Origin of the sequence: Spirosoma montaniterrae (genome assembly GCF_001988955.1) — a bacterium.
GTDB lineage: Bacteria > Bacteroidota > Bacteroidia > Cytophagales > Spirosomataceae > Spirosoma > Spirosoma montaniterrae.
Genome location: NZ_CP014263.1, coordinates 1,099,932 through 1,115,751, shown reverse-complemented (window position 1 = coordinate 1,115,751; position 15,820 = coordinate 1,099,932). Strand labels below are relative to the sequence as shown.

Below are 15,820 nucleotides of genomic sequence, written 5' to 3'. Positions count from 1 at the left end.
CTTTCATATGAAATTTTACTCACCCATTCTGGTTTATAGCGGTTTAAGCCCATTTTTTACTATATATATTGGATTTTGCCGAGTTGTTATCAAGTCTGATGAGCTGTTTGCCGTTTATCCGCTCTTTTGTTAAAATGTGTAAAAATCATTGCGATTACATCTTGTCTATTGTAACTATACAGCTTTGTTTCAAATACCCAACTAATCTTTACTACGCGTATGAACCAAGTCAACAAATCGGTTCGGAAGCACTTGCTGGTGGCATCGCTGCTGGCGGGTAGTTTATCGCTTTCGTTCGCCCAAAATCAACCGGCTGCCGTTACCATGCCCGAGGGCGTTAGCCGGGTAACGTCTGTCGAAGGCATTACGGAGTATAAACTCAAGAACGGCCTTCGGGTACTGCTCTTCCCCGACCCGTCGAAGCCAACCATTACCGTGAACATTACCTACATGGTTGGCTCACGGCACGAAGGTCTGGGCGAAACCGGCATGGCCCACCTGCTCGAACATATGGTGTTTAAAGGCTCGACCAAACATCCCAACATTCCGCAGGAACTAACCGAACACGGCTCACGGCCCAACGGCACTACCTGGTACGACCGTACCAACTACTTCGAGACCTTCTCCGCAACGGATGAAAATCTGAAGTGGGCACTCGACCTCGAAAGCGACCGCATGGTGAACAGCTTCATCAAAAAAGAAGACCTGCAAACCGAATTCACGGTTGTGCGTAATGAGTTCGAGATGGGAGAAAACTCACCGCAGTACGTACTGATGGAACGCATTCTGTCGGGGGCGTTTCTATGGCACAACTACGGCAAATCGACCATCGGCTCGAAAGAAGACATCGAGCGGGTTCCTATCGACAATCTGAAAGCATTTTATCAGAAATACTATCAGCCCGACAATGCGATTCTACTGGTTGCTGGAAAGTTCGATGAAGCCAAAACGCTCGCTTTGGTCGATCAGTATTTCAGCCCGATTCCGAAACCATCGCGGGTGCTTACGCAACCTTACACAGTTGAACCAACGCAGGACGGCGAACGCTCGGTGACGCTCCGGCGCGTGGGCGACACGCAGGGCGTGGGCGTAGCCTACCATACCCCCGCAGCCGCCCACCCCGATTATGCCGTGATGGACGTGCTGATCGACGTGCTGACCAACGAACCGTCGGGGCGGCTCTACAAAGCCCTTGTCGAAGGCAAAAAAGCGGCTTTCACCTACGGCTGGGCACCCTCCGTACACGACCCCGGATTTGCTTATTTCTACGCCGAAGTGCGTAAAGAAAACTCGCTCGACTCGGCTCGCAACACCATGCTGACAACCCTCGACGCCGTTTCGACCAAAGTGCCCACGAATGAAGAAGTGGAGCGGGCCAAAACCAAGCTGCTGTCAGACATCGACCTGATGTTTAAGAACCCCGACCGTGTGGGTTTGCAGATGAGCGAATGGATGGGCGCAGGCGACTGGCGATTAGTGTACCTCTACCGCGACCGGATTCGCACCGTAACCCCCGCCGACGTTCAACGCGTGGCACAGGCGTATCTGAAGCCCTCGAACCGCACGGTGGGCGTATTTATTCCTGAACAAAAACCCGACCGTGCCGAAATCCCCGCGACGCCCGACGTAGCCGCGCTCGTAACGAACTACAAAGGCGAAAAAGCCGTAGCCGCCGGTGAATCGTTCGACGTATCGCCCGCCAACATCGATGCCCGTACTAAGCGCGGCAACCTGCCCAATGGGCTGAAATATGCGTTTTTATCGAAAAGCACACGCGGCAACAGTGTAAACGCCACCATCCGGCTCCGGTTAGGCGATGAGAAAAGCCTGACCAACAAAATGACTGTGGCAAGCATGGCCGCGTCGATGATTGAGCGCGGCACCAAAACCCGCAGCTATCAGCAGATTCGGGATGAGTTCGATAAGTTGAAGGCCAAAGTTTACGCCTATCCGAGCGGACAGGAGTTGAACGTGCAGATCGAAACCACTAAAGAGAATCTACCTGCCGTGCTAAAAGTTGTAACTGATTATCTGCGGAATCCGACCTTCCCCGAATCCGAGTTCACGAAGCTGAAAGAAGAACGGCTGGCGCAGATAGAATCGCAGAAACAGGAGCCACAGGCCATTGCGTTCAACGTAGCCGAGCGGCTGATCAACCCCTATCCGAAGGGCCACGTCTGGTATACGATGACGTTCGATGAGGAAATAGAAGCCCTCAAAAACGTGAAACTCGATGAGGTGAAGCAGTTCTACAAAGATTTCTACGGTGCTCAGAGTACGGTGGTTTCCATAGTGGGCGACTTTAATGAAGCCCCGGTGCTACAAACGCTCAAGACCGATTTGGGCGGCTGGAAAGCGGCCAGGCCGTATGCCCGCGTGCCGTTGCAACTGGCGGCTGTGACGCCCAAAATCGAGTCGATTCAAACCAACGACAAGGCCAACGCCATGCTCGTAACGGGTATGAAACTGCCCATGCGCGACGACGACCCCGACTTTCCGGCCCTTTACACGGCCAACTTTATTCTGGGTGGCGGTTTCCTGAATTCGCGGCTGGCGGTTCGGATTCGGCAGAAAGAGGGCGTTAGCTACGGCGTGGGGTCGTACCTGCAACCCGATGACAATGATAAAGTGACGACCTTCGGCTCGTATGCTATCTACAACCCCGAAAACTCGGAGCGATTAGAGAAAGCATATAAGGAAGAAATCGAGAAAATGGTGAACGAAGGCGTATCGGATGCCGAACTGAAAGCAGCCAAATCGGCGGTATTGCAGAACCGGCAGGTGAGTCGCTCACAAGACAACACGCTGGCCCGCAAATGGTCGCAGTATCTGACCAAAGCCGACCGCAGTTTTGCCTTCGACGCCGACTTTGATAAAAAAGTCGAAGCATTGACACCCGAACAGGTCAATGCTGCCTTGAAAAAGTATATCGACTACAACAAATTAGTGATTGTGAAAGCGGGCGACTTTGAAAAGGCGGCAAAAAAACTTACCGAGAAAGCCCCGGCAGCCCAGGTAGGTGGCAGCAAGAATTAAAACTGTGATTCGTCGGATTGTGCTGACCGACATTGATTATCCTGCCTTCGGCAATAAATCAATAAAAAATCAGAGTCGGTCAGCACAATCCGACGAATCACACCGGGCTGGCGTTCCAGTTCAGACGCCCAACGATTTTAGCGTTTGTTTGATGGCCGCCATGCGCTGCTGGCGTTTGAGTTCGGTGGGCGGAGCTACGCGCTCGCGGCAGTCGGTGAGCGGGCAGCGTTCGCACGATTCGTTGACCTCGCGGTGCTGAATGGCCGGGTCGTCTAAAAACCGAATGCGCGACCGCGACGCATCGTTCACCAAAATACCCAACAATACACTGTGGTTCAGATATTTGATGGGCGTCAGCGGACGCGTGAACGATAAAATCAGGTAGGTATTCTGCGAGCCGATATAGTCGGAAAGCTGGGCCCGGAGGAGAGGTTCGGTGTAGGTGTTTTGCTTTAATTTTTCTTCCAGTTCCTGCAAACTCGTCAGGGCTACCCACCGGCGGCAGTAATGCTCGTCGGTGGTGCCGTGCGGGTTGTGTAATCGCGACAGGTGAATTTCTCGGGTCAGGTTCACCACGGGGCTATTGTTTTCCTGCTCGAGTCGCAGAAATACAAATTCATCGATGCCAAAAAAGCGCGGCAACAGGTTGCTCATACGCAGCAGCAGGGTTTCGGGCGTGGCCTGAAACTGATCGAGCAGGGCCATAAACATAGTCGACGCTTCGGCCCAGGTGGTCAGGTTGAGCAGGGTTTCGAGTTGTTGGCGCAGTGCTTCGCGCCGAATCAAAATAGCTCCCGCAAAATAGGACGCCCGAAAATTGTTCAGCACCTGCTCGAACGTATCGACCTCCACCCAGGTCGAGGTAAGCGGGCGGGCTGTCAGGTTCATATACTGAAACGCCAGTTCGCGGCCCAGCGTAAAGACGCGCTGATCGGTTGTTAGCCGCTGATTGAGCAACAGCAGTTTCTCATCCGGAATAAACGCCGACCGAAGCCGCGTGAGGGTCGGGAATGTTTCTTCGGTAAACAGTACAATTTCGTAGCCGTAGTGTGTTGTGAGGTATTCGCTCAGAAACGCATCGCTGACCAATTCGCCGGCGGGGAGACCGCTTTCGGCCAGAAACGCGTCGGCAGCATCCTCAATATCAGGGAAGTAATTGTCGTGCAGTTCCTGATAGGTACGCATGACGGTGAAATAGAACTGCGGCAGTGTTACGTTGTGGCTCCGGGCCATTTCAACTACCGTGCTGATAAACGCACTGAGTTTAATAGGTGCTTCAGACAGCAGTTCGAGCAAGTCGCCGGGTTCGATACCGAACATGCCGAGTGGCAGATCGGTGAGCAGATCGGAGCGCAGAAGCTGATAAATCGGCTCCATCTTTTTATTCAATTGCAACGACACCAGCACGTCGTAGGTGGTGTCCATCGCTTTCGCCAGCGCAATAATCTTCTCTGTTTTTGGGTACTTTTTTCCTTTCTCAATTTCGTTGATATACGATTGAGAAAGACCAGCCCGCTCGGCTAATTCAAGTTGTGTCAGCGACTTATCGAGCCGCATTTGGCGTAGTTTCAGCCCAAACAGCAGCCGTATATTTCCAGAATTCAGGTCCATTCGCTCAATTATAGGGGTTAACAAAGGTACAAAATCAGGGAGTTACAGCAAATTTTTAAGATTTAGCGATTTATCGCTTGTTTATAATTGTATCGCAAAATAGCTTTGTCATACTAATTCGTGTCTGATTATAAACCTTCGTCACTCAAATGGAAGCTACGTTTGCCCCTCAATCAATCGTCAGGAAGTCTGTTCAAACGCCCATTCCGGGTTGGGTTCACCGCAATCTGTCGCCCGATAATCTGGTGAAAGAAATCCTCGCCAATGGCGAAGGCGTTTTAGCCGACAATGGTGCAGTGGTCTGTCAGACCGGTAAGTTCACGGGCCGCACGCCCAAAGACCGGTATATTGTACGCGATGAACTGACCGACTCGACGGTTGACTGGGGCGACGTAAATCAGCCGTTCGACTCCGACGCGTTCGATAGTCTGCACGAGCGGATGCTGGCTCATTTGGTTGATCGCAAAGTGTATGTGCGCGACGCGCTGGCTGGTGCCTTACCTGCCTACGGCCTTCGGTTACGCGTGGTAACAACACTGGCCTGGCACAACCTGTTCAGCTACAATATGTTTCTGCGGCCAGAAGCGGGTGAACGCGTAGACGGCCCGGCTGATTTCACCATCATCTGCGACCCCGATTTTCAGGCCCGGCCTGGATTGGCCCGGCCAATCCAGGCCGGGCCCGTTGCCGATGGCACCCGCAACGCCAACTTTACGATTCTGAATCTGTCGAAAGGCATTATCCTGATTGGTGGTACAGGCTACGCGGGCGAAATCAAAAAAGCTGTTTTCTCGGCGTTGAACTTCATACTGCCCACCCAGTTTGACATACTGCCAATGCACTGCGCGGCCAACGTTGGCACGGCTGATCGCAACGGCGAACGGGACACGGCTCTGTTCTTCGGCCTGTCGGGAACGGGCAAGACTACGCTCTCTGCCGACCCTATGCGCCAACTTATCGGCGACGACGAACACGGCTGGGCCGATGAGGGCGAATCCACGCCGGGCGAATCCACGCCGGGCGAATCCACGCTGGGAGTTTTTAATTTTGAAGGTGGTTGCTATGCCAAAGTCATTAACCTGAGCCGTGAAAACGAACCGCAGATTTTCGACGCCATCCGACCCGGTGCCATTCTGGAGAATACGCGTTTCCTGCCCGATACCAATACGGTCAACTACGCCGATGGATCGGTAACGGAAAATACGCGCTGCTCGTACCCGCTCAGCCATGTTCGTAATGCCGTGACACCCTCGATTGGTGCGGCTCCCAAACATATCTTCTTTCTGTCTGCCGATGCGTTTGGTGTGTTGCCGCCCATCGCTAAACTCACTCCGCAGCAGGCTCTCGATTTCTTCCTGTTGGGTTATACGGCCAAAATAGCCGGAACTGAACAGGGTGTCAGCAGCCCCACGGCCACGTTCTCGCCTTGCTTTGGTGCGGCTTTTCTGCCCCTGCCCGCCCGACGTTATGCCTCATTGCTGAAAGAACGGATCGAACAGCACGGCACGCAGGTCTGGCTCATCAACACTGGCTGGAAAGGGGGTGGTTTTGGTATTGGCAAACGCATGGCCCTGCCCCACACCCGCGCTATGATTCAGGCCGCGCTGACTGGCGCACTCGATACCGTACCCTTCCAGCAACACGCCGAATTTGGTCTTGCCATTCCCAAACGCTGCCCCGGCGTTCCAACTGAACTGCTCAACCCCATCGACACCTGGGAGTACAAGGGCATGTACACAGCCGCTGCCAAACGCTTAGCCAACGCCTTCGCCGAAAAGTTGAAAGAAATATAATTTTCAGTGAAAAATGAAAAGTGAAAAATGTAGTCTGGAAGAAACATTTTTCACTTTTCACTATCAACCATGACCGTCCAGAACACACTCAACGGAGCCGAAACAGCGGCTTTGGGATTACCCATTGGCACTACGCTCGACCGTTTTATTAAACGGCAGCAAAGCCAGTACCCATCGGCAGTGGGCGACTTTTCGCAACTGCTACGCGACATCGCGCTGGCGAGCAAGATCGTGAACCGCGAGATTAACCGGGCGGGCCTGTCGGGGTTGCTCGGTACGGCAGGCAGCACGAACATTCAGGGCGAGATGCAGCAAAAACTCGACCTGTCGGCCCACATCCGGTTTCTGCGGGCACTCAACAACGGGGGCGAAGTGGCGGCCATAGTATCGGAAGAAGAGCCGGAAATCATTCATACCGATCACCCCGACGGTAAATACGTGGTGGCCCTCGACCCACTCGATGGTTCATCGAATTTTGATACCAACGTATCGGTCGGTACTATTTTTTCGGTTTATCGACGGATAACTCCCATCGGTACGCTGCCTACCGAAGCTGATTTTTTGCAGGGCGGACGGCGGCAGGTAGCGGCAGGCTACGTACTCTACGGCCCATCGACCATGCTGGTGTTTACGACTGGCAACGGCGTTAACGGGTTCACGTATGACCCGTCGCTGGGCGAATTTATGCTGTCGCACCCGCAGCTACAGTGTCCGTCTGATGGTACGGTGTATTCCTGCAACGATGGCTATCTGGCGCAGTATGACGAAGCCGTACAACAGTATATCGATCAATGCCGTGAGCGGGGCTATTCGGCCCGGTATATCGGCGCGTTTGTAGCTGATTTTCACCGCAACCTGCTCAAGGGCGGCATCTATCTGTACCCCGGCACCCTGACACAGCCCGCCGGAAAAATCCGGCTGTTATATGAAGCTTTCCCGATGGCCTGGTTAGCCGAACAGGCCAACGGTCGAGCTGAAACCGGGGCCGGGCCGGTGCTAAATGTTCGGCCCGATGCGCTGCATGGCCGGACACCCATTTTTGCAGGATCAGCGCAGTTAGTCGCCGACGTTGTGCAACTATTTACGGATAGTTTTGCACTAAGCACAGAACAGGTTTAATTTTTAAGATTTTCTGCACAAAAACGCGGGGCGATGGTGTTAGATTAACAACATTCTGCCCGTTTCTATGCAAGCTGCCACGTCTACGCCTGTTCCAAATCGCACAACCCTCTGGCTCGCCCTCGTTACTGTTTACATTCTCTGGGGGTCGACCTATTTGTTTGTGCATTTCATGACCGAACGGATGCCACCCTTGTATATGGCAAGCCTTCGGTTTCTGACGGCAGGGGTTTTGCTGTATTCGTATGCACGGCTGACCGGCGCAACACGGCCTTCGCTGGTAAACTGGCGCGGTACGGGCATATTGGGCATATTATTGCTCAGCATTGCCAACGGAGCCGTAACAATGGCACTCCATTACCTGCCCACCGGCCTGACAGCCTTACTGGTAGCCATGTTGCCCGTGTACGTACTGACATTTAACTGGCTGTTTTTCGCCCGCACCCGCCCCACTACTATGGCACTACTGGGGTCTTTATTGGGATTGCTTGGTGTTGTGATTCTGTTTCAGCCGGGGCGTATCATTCTGCCCGGTGGCACCCACGCGCTGCTCATTGGTTTCGCCCTGACCACAGTGGCAAACGCTGCCTGGGCACTCGGTACACTGTTGACGCCCCGCTTACAAACGCCCGCGTCGCCCGTGCTGTCGAGTGGAATGCAGATGCTCGCGGGCGGGGGCGTAATGTTTACATTTGCCCTGCTGACGGAGCCGGTTTCGCTGTTCAGCATTTTGCAGGCACCGCCGAAAGCTTTTTATTCGCTGGCCTATTTAGTTGTTTTTGGGTCTATTATCGGCTTTTCATCATTTGCGTGGCTGGCCCGCAATGCACCTCCGGCTTTAGCCTCAACCTACGCCTACGTCAATCCTATTGTGGCGATGCTGCTCGGTGCGTTCTTCGCCAACGAAGTTATCTCATCGCAATCACTCATCGGAGCCTCCGTCATCATCGCGGGCGTGGTGCTGATTACGATGGGAAAAAAATAGCAATGAGTGCTTGCGCCAGCCAAACTCATCACTCATCACTCATCACTCATCGTTCATCATTCACCACTACTATGCGTAACGTTGCCATTCTCCTGTTCAACGAAATAGAGGTACTCGATTTTGCCGGGCCGTTTGAGGTCTTCGGCGTTGCTGACCGTAAGGCCGATCCGAAGCCGTTTCGCGTGTTTACGGTGGCCGAACGCGGCCCGATATATGCACGTAATGGCCTGAGCATCAACCCTACGTATCTGCTCAACGACCATCCCAAAGCCGACATTCTGATTGTACCGGGCGGTGGTGGCTACCATACAGATGGAACCCCTTACGGGTCGCGCCGGGAGGTTGATAACCCTGCCGTATTGAACTGGATTCGCCGAAACGCTGAAACAGCAGAACTGGTGCTGTCGGTCTGTACGGGTTCGCTATTGCTGGCGAAAGCCGGTCTGCTCAACGGGCTGTCGGCCACAACGCATTATATGGCTCTCGATAGTCTGGCTCAACTCGCGCCCACAACCACGGTGTTACCTACCGAACGATATGTCGATAACGGCAAAATCATCACGTCGGCGGGCATCTCAGCGGGCATCGACATGTCGTTATATGTCGTAAGCAGATTGTTGGGTAAGGCAGTAGCCGATGAAACGGCGCGGTATATGCAGTATGTGTTGACTGATAGAATGATTGACTGATAGAATGGAATTATGAGATCATTCCATCACTCAACCAGTCAATCATTCTATCAGTCAATCACACAGGGGGTATGCCTACGCTGGTCCAGCCGCCATCAACGATCAGGCTTTGGCCGGTGATGTGTCGCGATGCGGGCGAAACCAAAAACAGAGCTGCGTTGGCAATATCTTCGACCGTGGCAGGGCGACCCATCGGCGTGATGCGCGACCAGATTGGTACGTAGTTCGGGTCATCTAACGTCCGTTCGGTACGTGTAGCACCGGGCGCAATGGCGTTGACCGTAATGCCGAGTGGCGACAGGTCGATGACCAATTGTTTGGCAAGCATTTCCAGGCCAGCTTTAGTCATGCTGTAAACGGGCAAACCCGGATGCGCCTGATGCCCTACTACCGACGACATAAACAGCACGCTGCCACCTCTACCCTGCTGGCGCATATGCCGGGCAGCAGCCTGAGCCAGAAAAAAACTACCCCGCAGGTTCAGATTCACAATTTTCTCAAACGCATCGGGTGTGGTCGTGAATACGTCGCCGAACACCGTGACGCCCGCATTGGCAATGGCAATATCGACCGAGCCAAACTGACTCGCAGCTTTTTCAACCATGTGCTCGATAAACCGAACGTCAGACGCATCGCCGGGGCAGGCTTCGCAAATGCCTCCCTCCTCCCGAATCCGTTCGGCGGCCTGTTGAGCCAGCGTTTCATCAAAATCGTTCAATACTACGCTGGCACCCTGTTGAGCAAGAGCTTGTGCAATGGCAAAACCAATACCGACACCCGCCCCTGTAATCAGCACGGTTTGCTTATGGAAAGGTAAAGAAGGCATGAATATAAAAACGTTTGGCAGCAAATGGCGTTTCAACTACGCCTGAACGTCCAAAGTTCAGGCCGTTGACAAAGCTACTCCTTCGCTTTGCGAATTGATTCCCGAACGGTAGCCAGCAACTCCTGGCACTCAGCAAACTGTTCGGGATCGCCATAATCCGTTTTTTCGCGATTCCAGGTCTGGATACTGCCATTGAGCAGGTCGATTAGTGGCGTAGCCTGCTCGGGTTTGGTCTGGCGCAGTTCGGCCAGCTCCTGTTTAATGGCTTTGATTTCGGCGGCCACCCAGGCGCGGTTGGTAGCGTAACGCTGTTTCCACTGCACAAAGGCATCGTCTAACGCCCGGCGTTCGGCATTGGTCGAACCGACGGTTTGTGGCTTATCTGGTTGTTTTGCTGCCGTTGCAGCGGGCATGGCTTTGGCTGAATCACTTGTCTGGGCAGCGGCTATGCCCGACACACCAAGCAGGAAAGCGAATAGTAGCTTCGTCACAAAAATCAGGATGTATTTATGTTCAGAAACGAACCGCACGAGGTTTCGGTGCGTATACAGCAATAAAAAAGCCACCTCATAGTGAGATGGCTTTTGTGCACTCGTAGGGATTCGAACCCCAAACCTCCTGATCCGTAGTCAGGTGCTCTATCCAATTGAGCTACGAATGCGTTTCCCGTTGATTGGGAGTGCAAAAGTAGGAAGATTTTTGGCCTGTGTCAACTTATCGGCCTAAAAAATTTGGCCTGCGCTTCATCAGAAACGCTCCGATACCCTCCGCCGTGTCTGCCGAGCGACCTAAAGCATCTTGATTTTCAGCCTCCTGCTCCAACTGATGGTCAAGGCCCGAGTATAACGATTGATTCAAAACTTTTTTCATGGCCCCAATGGCACGGGTGGGCGCAGCAGCGTAATAACTTACGACTTCGGCCACAACAGCGTCTAATTCAGCCGTTGGCACCGACCGGCCCGCCAGACCCATCTGAGCCGCTTCGGGGCCATAGACCCGCCGACCCGTGCTGCACAACTCAAACGCTTTCTGCGAACCCACCAGCCGGGGTAGAAAAAACGTGGAACCAGCATCCGGCATAAGACCGATATTGATGAAAATCTGACTGAAGTAGGCTTCATCAGCGCAGATAACTACGTCGCAGGCCAGCGCGAGCGAACACCCCGCCCCCGCAGCCGCGCCATTTACACGCCCCACCACGGGCTTCGGCAGATTCCGAATCGCCCGAATCATAGGGTGATACCCATTCCGCAGCGATTCGCCGAGGTTCATTTGTCCTTCAGATGTGGCAGCGTTCGCAAAGCCTTCTTTCAGGTCGGCCCCGGAGCAGAAGGCTTTATCGCCCGCACCCGTCAGCACCACTACGCGCACGCTCTCGTCGGCACCAGCCGCTTCGATAGCGGCTGTAATGTCCCGAATCAGACCGGGGCTTAGCGCATTGTAAACCTGCGGGCGATTGAGCGTAATCCGGCAAACACCCTTGTCTATTTCATACAGAAGATTCTCGAACATACGAATTGAATGGTTGAATGATAGAATGATAGAGTGGTTGAATGGTTGAATGATTGAGTGATAGAATGATTGAGTGGTTGAATGATTGAATGATTGAGTGATAGAATGATTGAGTGGTTGAATGATAGAATGATAGAATGGGGTTGCTACCTAACTACTCCATTCAATCATCCTATCACTCAATCATTCAACCATTCAACCACTCTATCATTCAATCATTCAACCACTCTATCATTCAAGATTACACCAGCCACCACACGGCCCCTACGCTCACGGCCAGGCCCAGTACCAGACCGGCCACAATTTGAGCAGGCGTGTGTGCATTGAGTTTGAGCCGGGCACTCGCCACGAAACCGGCCAGCAAGACCAACACCAGCAACGAACTGTACAATTCACTTAAACCAAATTTGAGCATCAGGCCGGCAATACCGCCCAGAACACCACCAATACCAACACTATGCGCACTGATCTGCCAATATAAACTAATAACGCCAACCAGCAGAATAGATACTGCGATACTCCCCAGCATCACTGCAATTTCGGGAGCCACCACCGACACTAATTGCATTCGGTACGCAAACAGGTAGGTCAGAAACGTGTAAATCAGGGCTGTCAGAAAGTACGGCAACCGGCGGTCGGCGAGGGTATCCAACTGCATACTACGGACGTAGCCGCTCCGAAATAAGTAGTAAATCAGCAGCGACGGTACGGCAAAAGTGCCAATAAAAATCAGCACCAGCAGACTGAAACGCAGAGAGTTAGAGAAAGCATCCAAACCAACCACGCCCGGTGCCTGAAACAACAACAACCCGAACAACAACGTCGGCATCAACAGCGGGTGGCAAACAACGGAAAGTATGCGGGCGAGAGAGGTGGTCAATGAAAAGTGAAAAATGAAAAGTGAAAAATAGTTCTCCACAAAATACTCATGGCTGGTAGCAAAGTTAACTATCAGCGTACATTCTTCATTTTTCACTTTTCATTTTTCACTCAATTTAAAGCTGTTTTCGCAGCCGCGCCACCGGAATATTTAATTGTTCGCGGTATTTGGCAACAGTTCGGCGGGCAATGTTGTAGCCCCGGTCGTTCAGGATTTTTTCAAGTTTGTCGTCTGAGAGGGGGTTCATTTTCGGCTCGGCATCGATCAAATCCTTAAGAATATTCTTTACCTCGCGGCTGCTGACATCTTCACCTGAATCGGTTGCAATACCCTCCGAGAAAAAATATTTAAGCGGATAAATGCCAAATTCGGTTTGAACAGCCTTACTATTCGCCACCCGCGACACGGTCGAAACGTCCATGTCGATTAGCGTAGCAATGTCTTTCAGAATCATAGGCCGCAGTTTCGATTCGTCGCCAGTCAGGAAGAAGTCATATTGAAACTGTACAATGGCATTCATAGTCCGCAACAGTGTTTGCTGCCGCTGTTTGATAGCATCGATAAACCACTTGGCGGCATCTAATTTTTGCTTGACAAACGAGACGGTTTCGCGGAGCGACTTGTTCTGCTTGCTGCTTTTGTCGTAGGTGTCGAGCATATCGGCAAACGACCGGCTGATGCGCAGTTCAGGCGCATTCTTGGAATTAAGCGTCAGTTCGAGCTTACCATTGCTGTTGGTCAGGATAAAATCGGGTGTCAGGTACTGCGCCGTGTCCGACTCACCTTCTACGGAACCCGGCTTCGGGTTTAGCTTGATAATGATATCGATGACTTTTTTCAATGAATCGTCGCTGATATTGAGTCGACGCTGTATTTTATCGTAGTGTTTTTTGGAAAATTCATCGAAGAAATCTTCGATAATCCGAATCGCCAGTACGTTGTACGGTTCTGACTGATCTTTGCGCCGGAGTTGGAGCAGCAAACACTCCTGAAGCGTTCGGGCGGCAATGCCGGGCGGGTCGAAGGTCTGTATTTTGTGGAGAACCTCTTCGATTTCTTCGGAGTCGGTGAATACGTTCTGTGAGAAAGCCAGGTCATTCACAATGGCCTGCAACGACCGCCGGATGTAGCCATCGGCTTCAATGCTGCCAATCAGTTGCAGCCCAATAATACGCTGTTGTTCAGTTAGGTTCAGGTAGCCAAATTGTTGCATAAGCGAGTCGGTCAGGCTCGAGCTTGTGGCTAATGGCATATCGCGGTCTTCGTCGCCATAATTACCATCGCCCTGCATTTTATAGCCGCCATAATCTTCGTTCTGGAGATACGTATCAATATCGAGGTCTTCGTTTCGATCTTTGAAATCATCGTCATACTCATCATCGAACGAATCATCGTCTTTCTGATCGAACTCTTCATCCATGCCTTCTTCCAGCGCGGGATTAATCTCCAGTTCTTCCTCAATGCGCGTATCCAGCTCAGCCGTAGGTATCTGCAACAGTTTGATGAACTGAATCTGTTGCGGAGACAGCTTCTGTTGCAGCGACTGGGAAAGGCTTAATTTCTGCATGGTAGTGATGCTTCAATCTATGGGAAATGGGCTTATGTCAGGTCGGTTGCGAACTCCGCAAAACTGCCCTCACAATTATCAGACCAAATTAACCAGGAATTTGTTTTTTGTCGCAAAAAATTTTCTAACAAGTGCCTGACTACTACCTTGCGGCATGACCAACAAATTATACGATACCTCGCTAAGTCTGCTTACCGACCTTTATCAGGTCACGATGGCCTACGGGTACTGGAAATCCGGGACCGCCGAAAAAGAGTCCGTCTTCAATCTGTATTTTCGCAGAAATCCGTTTGGTGGCGGCTTTACGGTGGCTTGCGGCCTAACTAACGCCATTGGCTACCTGAATCAGTTTGGCTTTTCAAAAAAAGACATTCGTTATCTCACAACTCTCACCGGCAACGATGGCAAACCGCTCTTCGAGGAAGCGTTTATTGACTATTTAGCCAATCTGAAACTGACCCTCGACGTAGAGGCCATTCCCGAAGGAACCGTAGTGTTTCCCAACGAGCCGCTGCTGCGGGTGCGCGGGCCGATTCTACAATGTCAGTTGGTTGAAACGCCCCTGCTTAACCTGATTAATTTCGAGACGCTGATTGCCACCAAAGCGGCCCGGCTGCGGCTCGTAGCCGAGCAGGATACGCTGCTGGAGTTTGGTTTGCGCCGGGCGCAGGGCATCGACGGGGGCATGACGGCCAGCCGGGCGGCTTATATCGGCGGCTGCGATGCTACGTCGAATGTGCTGGCCGGTAAACTCTACGGCATTCCGGTACGCGGCACGCATGCACACAGTTGGGTGATGTCGTTCGATACCGAGCAGCAGGCGTTTGATACGTATGCCAGCGTGCTGCCCAACAACGTAACGCTGCTGGTAGATACCTACGACACGCTTGAGGGCGTTCGGCACGCCATTGAAACAGGTCGCAAACTGCGCGAACGCGGCCACAAACTGGCTGGTATCCGGCTCGATTCGGGCGATTTGGCTTACCTGAGCATCGCAGCCCGGCAATTGCTCGACGACGCCGGTTTTCAGGACACCGCGATTGTTGCCAGCAACGATTTAGACGAAACTATTATCAACAGCCTGAAACAGCAAGGGGCCAGAATTGATACGTGGGGCGTTGGTACCAAGCTCGTTACGGCCTTCGATCAGCCCGCGCTGGGGGGTGTTTACAAACTGGCTGCCCTGCGCGATAATCAAACAGGTCAGTGGAAGTACAAGATGAAACTCTCTGAGCAGGCCATTAAAATCTCCACGCCCGGTATTCAGCAGGTGCGCCGGTTTCGGGACGAGCGCGGCTTTCTGGCCGATATGATCTACGACGTGGAGCAAAACGGCCACGACCGTTCGGTAACAATGATCGACCCGCTTGATTTCACCAAACGCCGACGCTTCGACGCGAACTGTGCCTATGAAGACCTGCTCGTGCCAGTATTTCGGAACGGGCAGTGCGTGTACGAAAAACCCGACATTCATAGCATCCGGGCGCGGGTTCAGGCACAGTTAGCCAACCTTCACCCCGGCGTTAAACGGTTTGTAAATCCGCATCTGTACCCGGTTGGGCTGGAGAAAACCCTACACGAGTTGAAGACAGCACTAATTTTACAGTTGCGGGAAGAAAAGAGTGAAAGGGCGAGAGGTTGAATGATTGAGTGATGGAATGGTTGAGTGATTGAATAGTTGAATGATTGAATGGAGTAGTTAGGTAGCAGCCCCATTCCATCATTCAACCATTCAACCATTCCATCACTCAATCATTCAATCATTCAACCATTCAACCATTCAACCATTCAACCATTCAATT

General features: G+C 52.4%; 12 protein-coding genes and 1 tRNA gene. 6 read left to right on the top strand and 7 right to left on the bottom strand.

The window, feature by feature from the left end; translation table 11 throughout:
* The first annotated feature begins 219 nt into the window (after window positions 1-219).
* Complete coding sequence (locus tag AWR27_RS04830) at window positions 220-3,036, top strand: M16 family metallopeptidase (RefSeq protein WP_077130153.1); 2,817 nt, start codon at window positions 220-222, stop codon at window positions 3,034-3,036.
* A gap of 120 nt (window positions 3,037-3,156) precedes the next feature.
* Here AWR27_RS04830 and AWR27_RS04825 read toward each other — a convergent pair whose 3' ends face one another.
* Window positions 3,157-4,647, bottom strand: coding sequence for a helix-turn-helix domain-containing protein (locus AWR27_RS04825; protein WP_077130152.1), 1,491 nt, complete (start codon window positions 4,645-4,647; stop codon window positions 3,157-3,159).
* A 149-nt stretch (window positions 4,648-4,796) separates the two neighbouring features.
* Here AWR27_RS04825 and pckA point away from each other — a divergent pair, with 149 nt between their 5' ends.
* The 4 genes from pckA to AWR27_RS04805 all read left to right on the top strand — a co-directional run bounded on the left by pckA (window position 4,797) and on the right by AWR27_RS04805 (window position 9,233).
* On the top strand, window positions 4,797-6,440 hold the full coding sequence (pckA, locus tag AWR27_RS04820; RefSeq protein WP_077130151.1) for a phosphoenolpyruvate carboxykinase (ATP): 1,644 nt from the start codon (window positions 4,797-4,799) through the stop codon (window positions 6,438-6,440).
* 69 nt (window positions 6,441-6,509) lie between these two features.
* Complete coding sequence (gene fbp / locus AWR27_RS04815; RefSeq protein WP_077130150.1) at window positions 6,510-7,559, top strand: class 1 fructose-bisphosphatase; 1,050 nt, start codon at window positions 6,510-6,512, stop codon at window positions 7,557-7,559.
* 67 nt (window positions 7,560-7,626) lie between these two features.
* Window positions 7,627-8,544, top strand: a complete 918-nt coding sequence (locus AWR27_RS04810) for an EamA family transporter (RefSeq protein ID WP_077130149.1) — start codon at window positions 7,627-7,629, stop codon at window positions 8,542-8,544.
* Between the two features lie 71 nt (window positions 8,545-8,615).
* Window positions 8,616-9,233 carry a DJ-1/PfpI family protein gene (locus AWR27_RS04805; protein WP_077130148.1) on the top strand — a complete coding sequence of 206 codons (618 nt, stop codon included), beginning with the start codon at window positions 8,616-8,618 and terminating at the stop codon, window positions 9,231-9,233.
* Between the two features lie 58 nt (window positions 9,234-9,291).
* Here the strand turns inward: AWR27_RS04805 and AWR27_RS04800 are convergent, their stop codons facing one another.
* From AWR27_RS04800 to rpoN, 6 genes are all read right to left on the bottom strand, one after another.
* On the bottom strand, window positions 9,292-10,059 hold the full coding sequence (locus AWR27_RS04800) for an SDR family NAD(P)-dependent oxidoreductase (protein ID WP_077133800.1): 768 nt from the start codon (window positions 10,057-10,059) through the stop codon (window positions 9,292-9,294).
* Window positions 10,060-10,133: 74 nt separating this feature from the next.
* Entirely contained in the window at window positions 10,134-10,625 is a 492-nt protein-coding gene (locus AWR27_RS04795) for a hypothetical protein (protein ID WP_077130147.1), read from the bottom strand.
* A 21-nt stretch (window positions 10,626-10,646) separates the two neighbouring features.
* A tRNA-Arg gene (locus tag AWR27_RS04790) sits at window positions 10,647-10,720 on the bottom strand.
* A gap of 53 nt (window positions 10,721-10,773) precedes the next feature.
* Window positions 10,774-11,571, bottom strand: a complete 798-nt coding sequence (locus AWR27_RS04785; RefSeq protein ID WP_077130146.1) for an enoyl-CoA hydratase/isomerase family protein — start codon at window positions 11,569-11,571, stop codon at window positions 10,774-10,776.
* Window positions 11,572-11,812: 241 nt separating this feature from the next.
* Complete coding sequence (locus AWR27_RS04780; protein WP_077130145.1) at window positions 11,813-12,400, bottom strand: hypothetical protein; 588 nt, start codon at window positions 12,398-12,400, stop codon at window positions 11,813-11,815.
* 166 nt (window positions 12,401-12,566) lie between these two features.
* Complete coding sequence (rpoN, locus tag AWR27_RS04775) at window positions 12,567-14,018, bottom strand: RNA polymerase factor sigma-54 (protein ID WP_077130144.1); 1,452 nt, start codon at window positions 14,016-14,018, stop codon at window positions 12,567-12,569.
* A 154-nt stretch (window positions 14,019-14,172) separates the two neighbouring features.
* On the opposite strand from rpoN, the gene AWR27_RS04770 reads away from it, so the two are divergent.
* Complete coding sequence (locus AWR27_RS04770; RefSeq protein WP_077130143.1) at window positions 14,173-15,660, top strand: nicotinate phosphoribosyltransferase; 1,488 nt, start codon at window positions 14,173-14,175, stop codon at window positions 15,658-15,660.
* Window positions 15,661-15,820: the final 160 nt, after the last annotated feature.

What these genes read in the sequence shown, in the direction of transcription:
- AWR27_RS04780 (WP_077130145.1), bottom strand. Translation starts at nt 12,400, where the DNA reads ATGCCGACGTTGTTGTTCGGGTTGTTGTTGTTTCAGGCACCGGGCGTG.
- AWR27_RS04785 (WP_077130146.1), bottom strand. Translation starts at nt 11,571, where the DNA reads ATGTTCGAGAATCTTCTGTATGAAATAGACAAGGGTGTTTGCCGGATT.
- rpoN (WP_077130144.1), bottom strand. Translation starts at nt 14,018, where the DNA reads ATGCAGAAATTAAGCCTTTCCCAGTCGCTGCAACAGAAGCTGTCTCCG.
- AWR27_RS04825 (WP_077130152.1), bottom strand. Translation starts at nt 4,647, where the DNA reads ATGGACCTGAATTCTGGAAATATACGGCTGCTGTTTGGGCTGAAACTA.
- AWR27_RS04770 (WP_077130143.1), top strand. Translation starts at nt 14,173, where the DNA reads ATGACCAACAAATTATACGATACCTCGCTAAGTCTGCTTACCGACCTT.
- AWR27_RS04810 (WP_077130149.1), top strand. Translation starts at nt 7,627, where the DNA reads ATGCAAGCTGCCACGTCTACGCCTGTTCCAAATCGCACAACCCTCTGG.
- pckA (WP_077130151.1), top strand. Translation starts at nt 4,797, where the DNA reads ATGGAAGCTACGTTTGCCCCTCAATCAATCGTCAGGAAGTCTGTTCAA.
- fbp (WP_077130150.1), top strand. Translation starts at nt 6,510, where the DNA reads ATGACCGTCCAGAACACACTCAACGGAGCCGAAACAGCGGCTTTGGGA.
- AWR27_RS04800 (WP_077133800.1), bottom strand. Translation starts at nt 10,059, where the DNA reads ATGCCTTCTTTACCTTTCCATAAGCAAACCGTGCTGATTACAGGGGCG.
- AWR27_RS04830 (WP_077130153.1), top strand. Translation starts at nt 220, where the DNA reads ATGAACCAAGTCAACAAATCGGTTCGGAAGCACTTGCTGGTGGCATCG.
- AWR27_RS04805 (WP_077130148.1), top strand. Translation starts at nt 8,616, where the DNA reads ATGCGTAACGTTGCCATTCTCCTGTTCAACGAAATAGAGGTACTCGAT.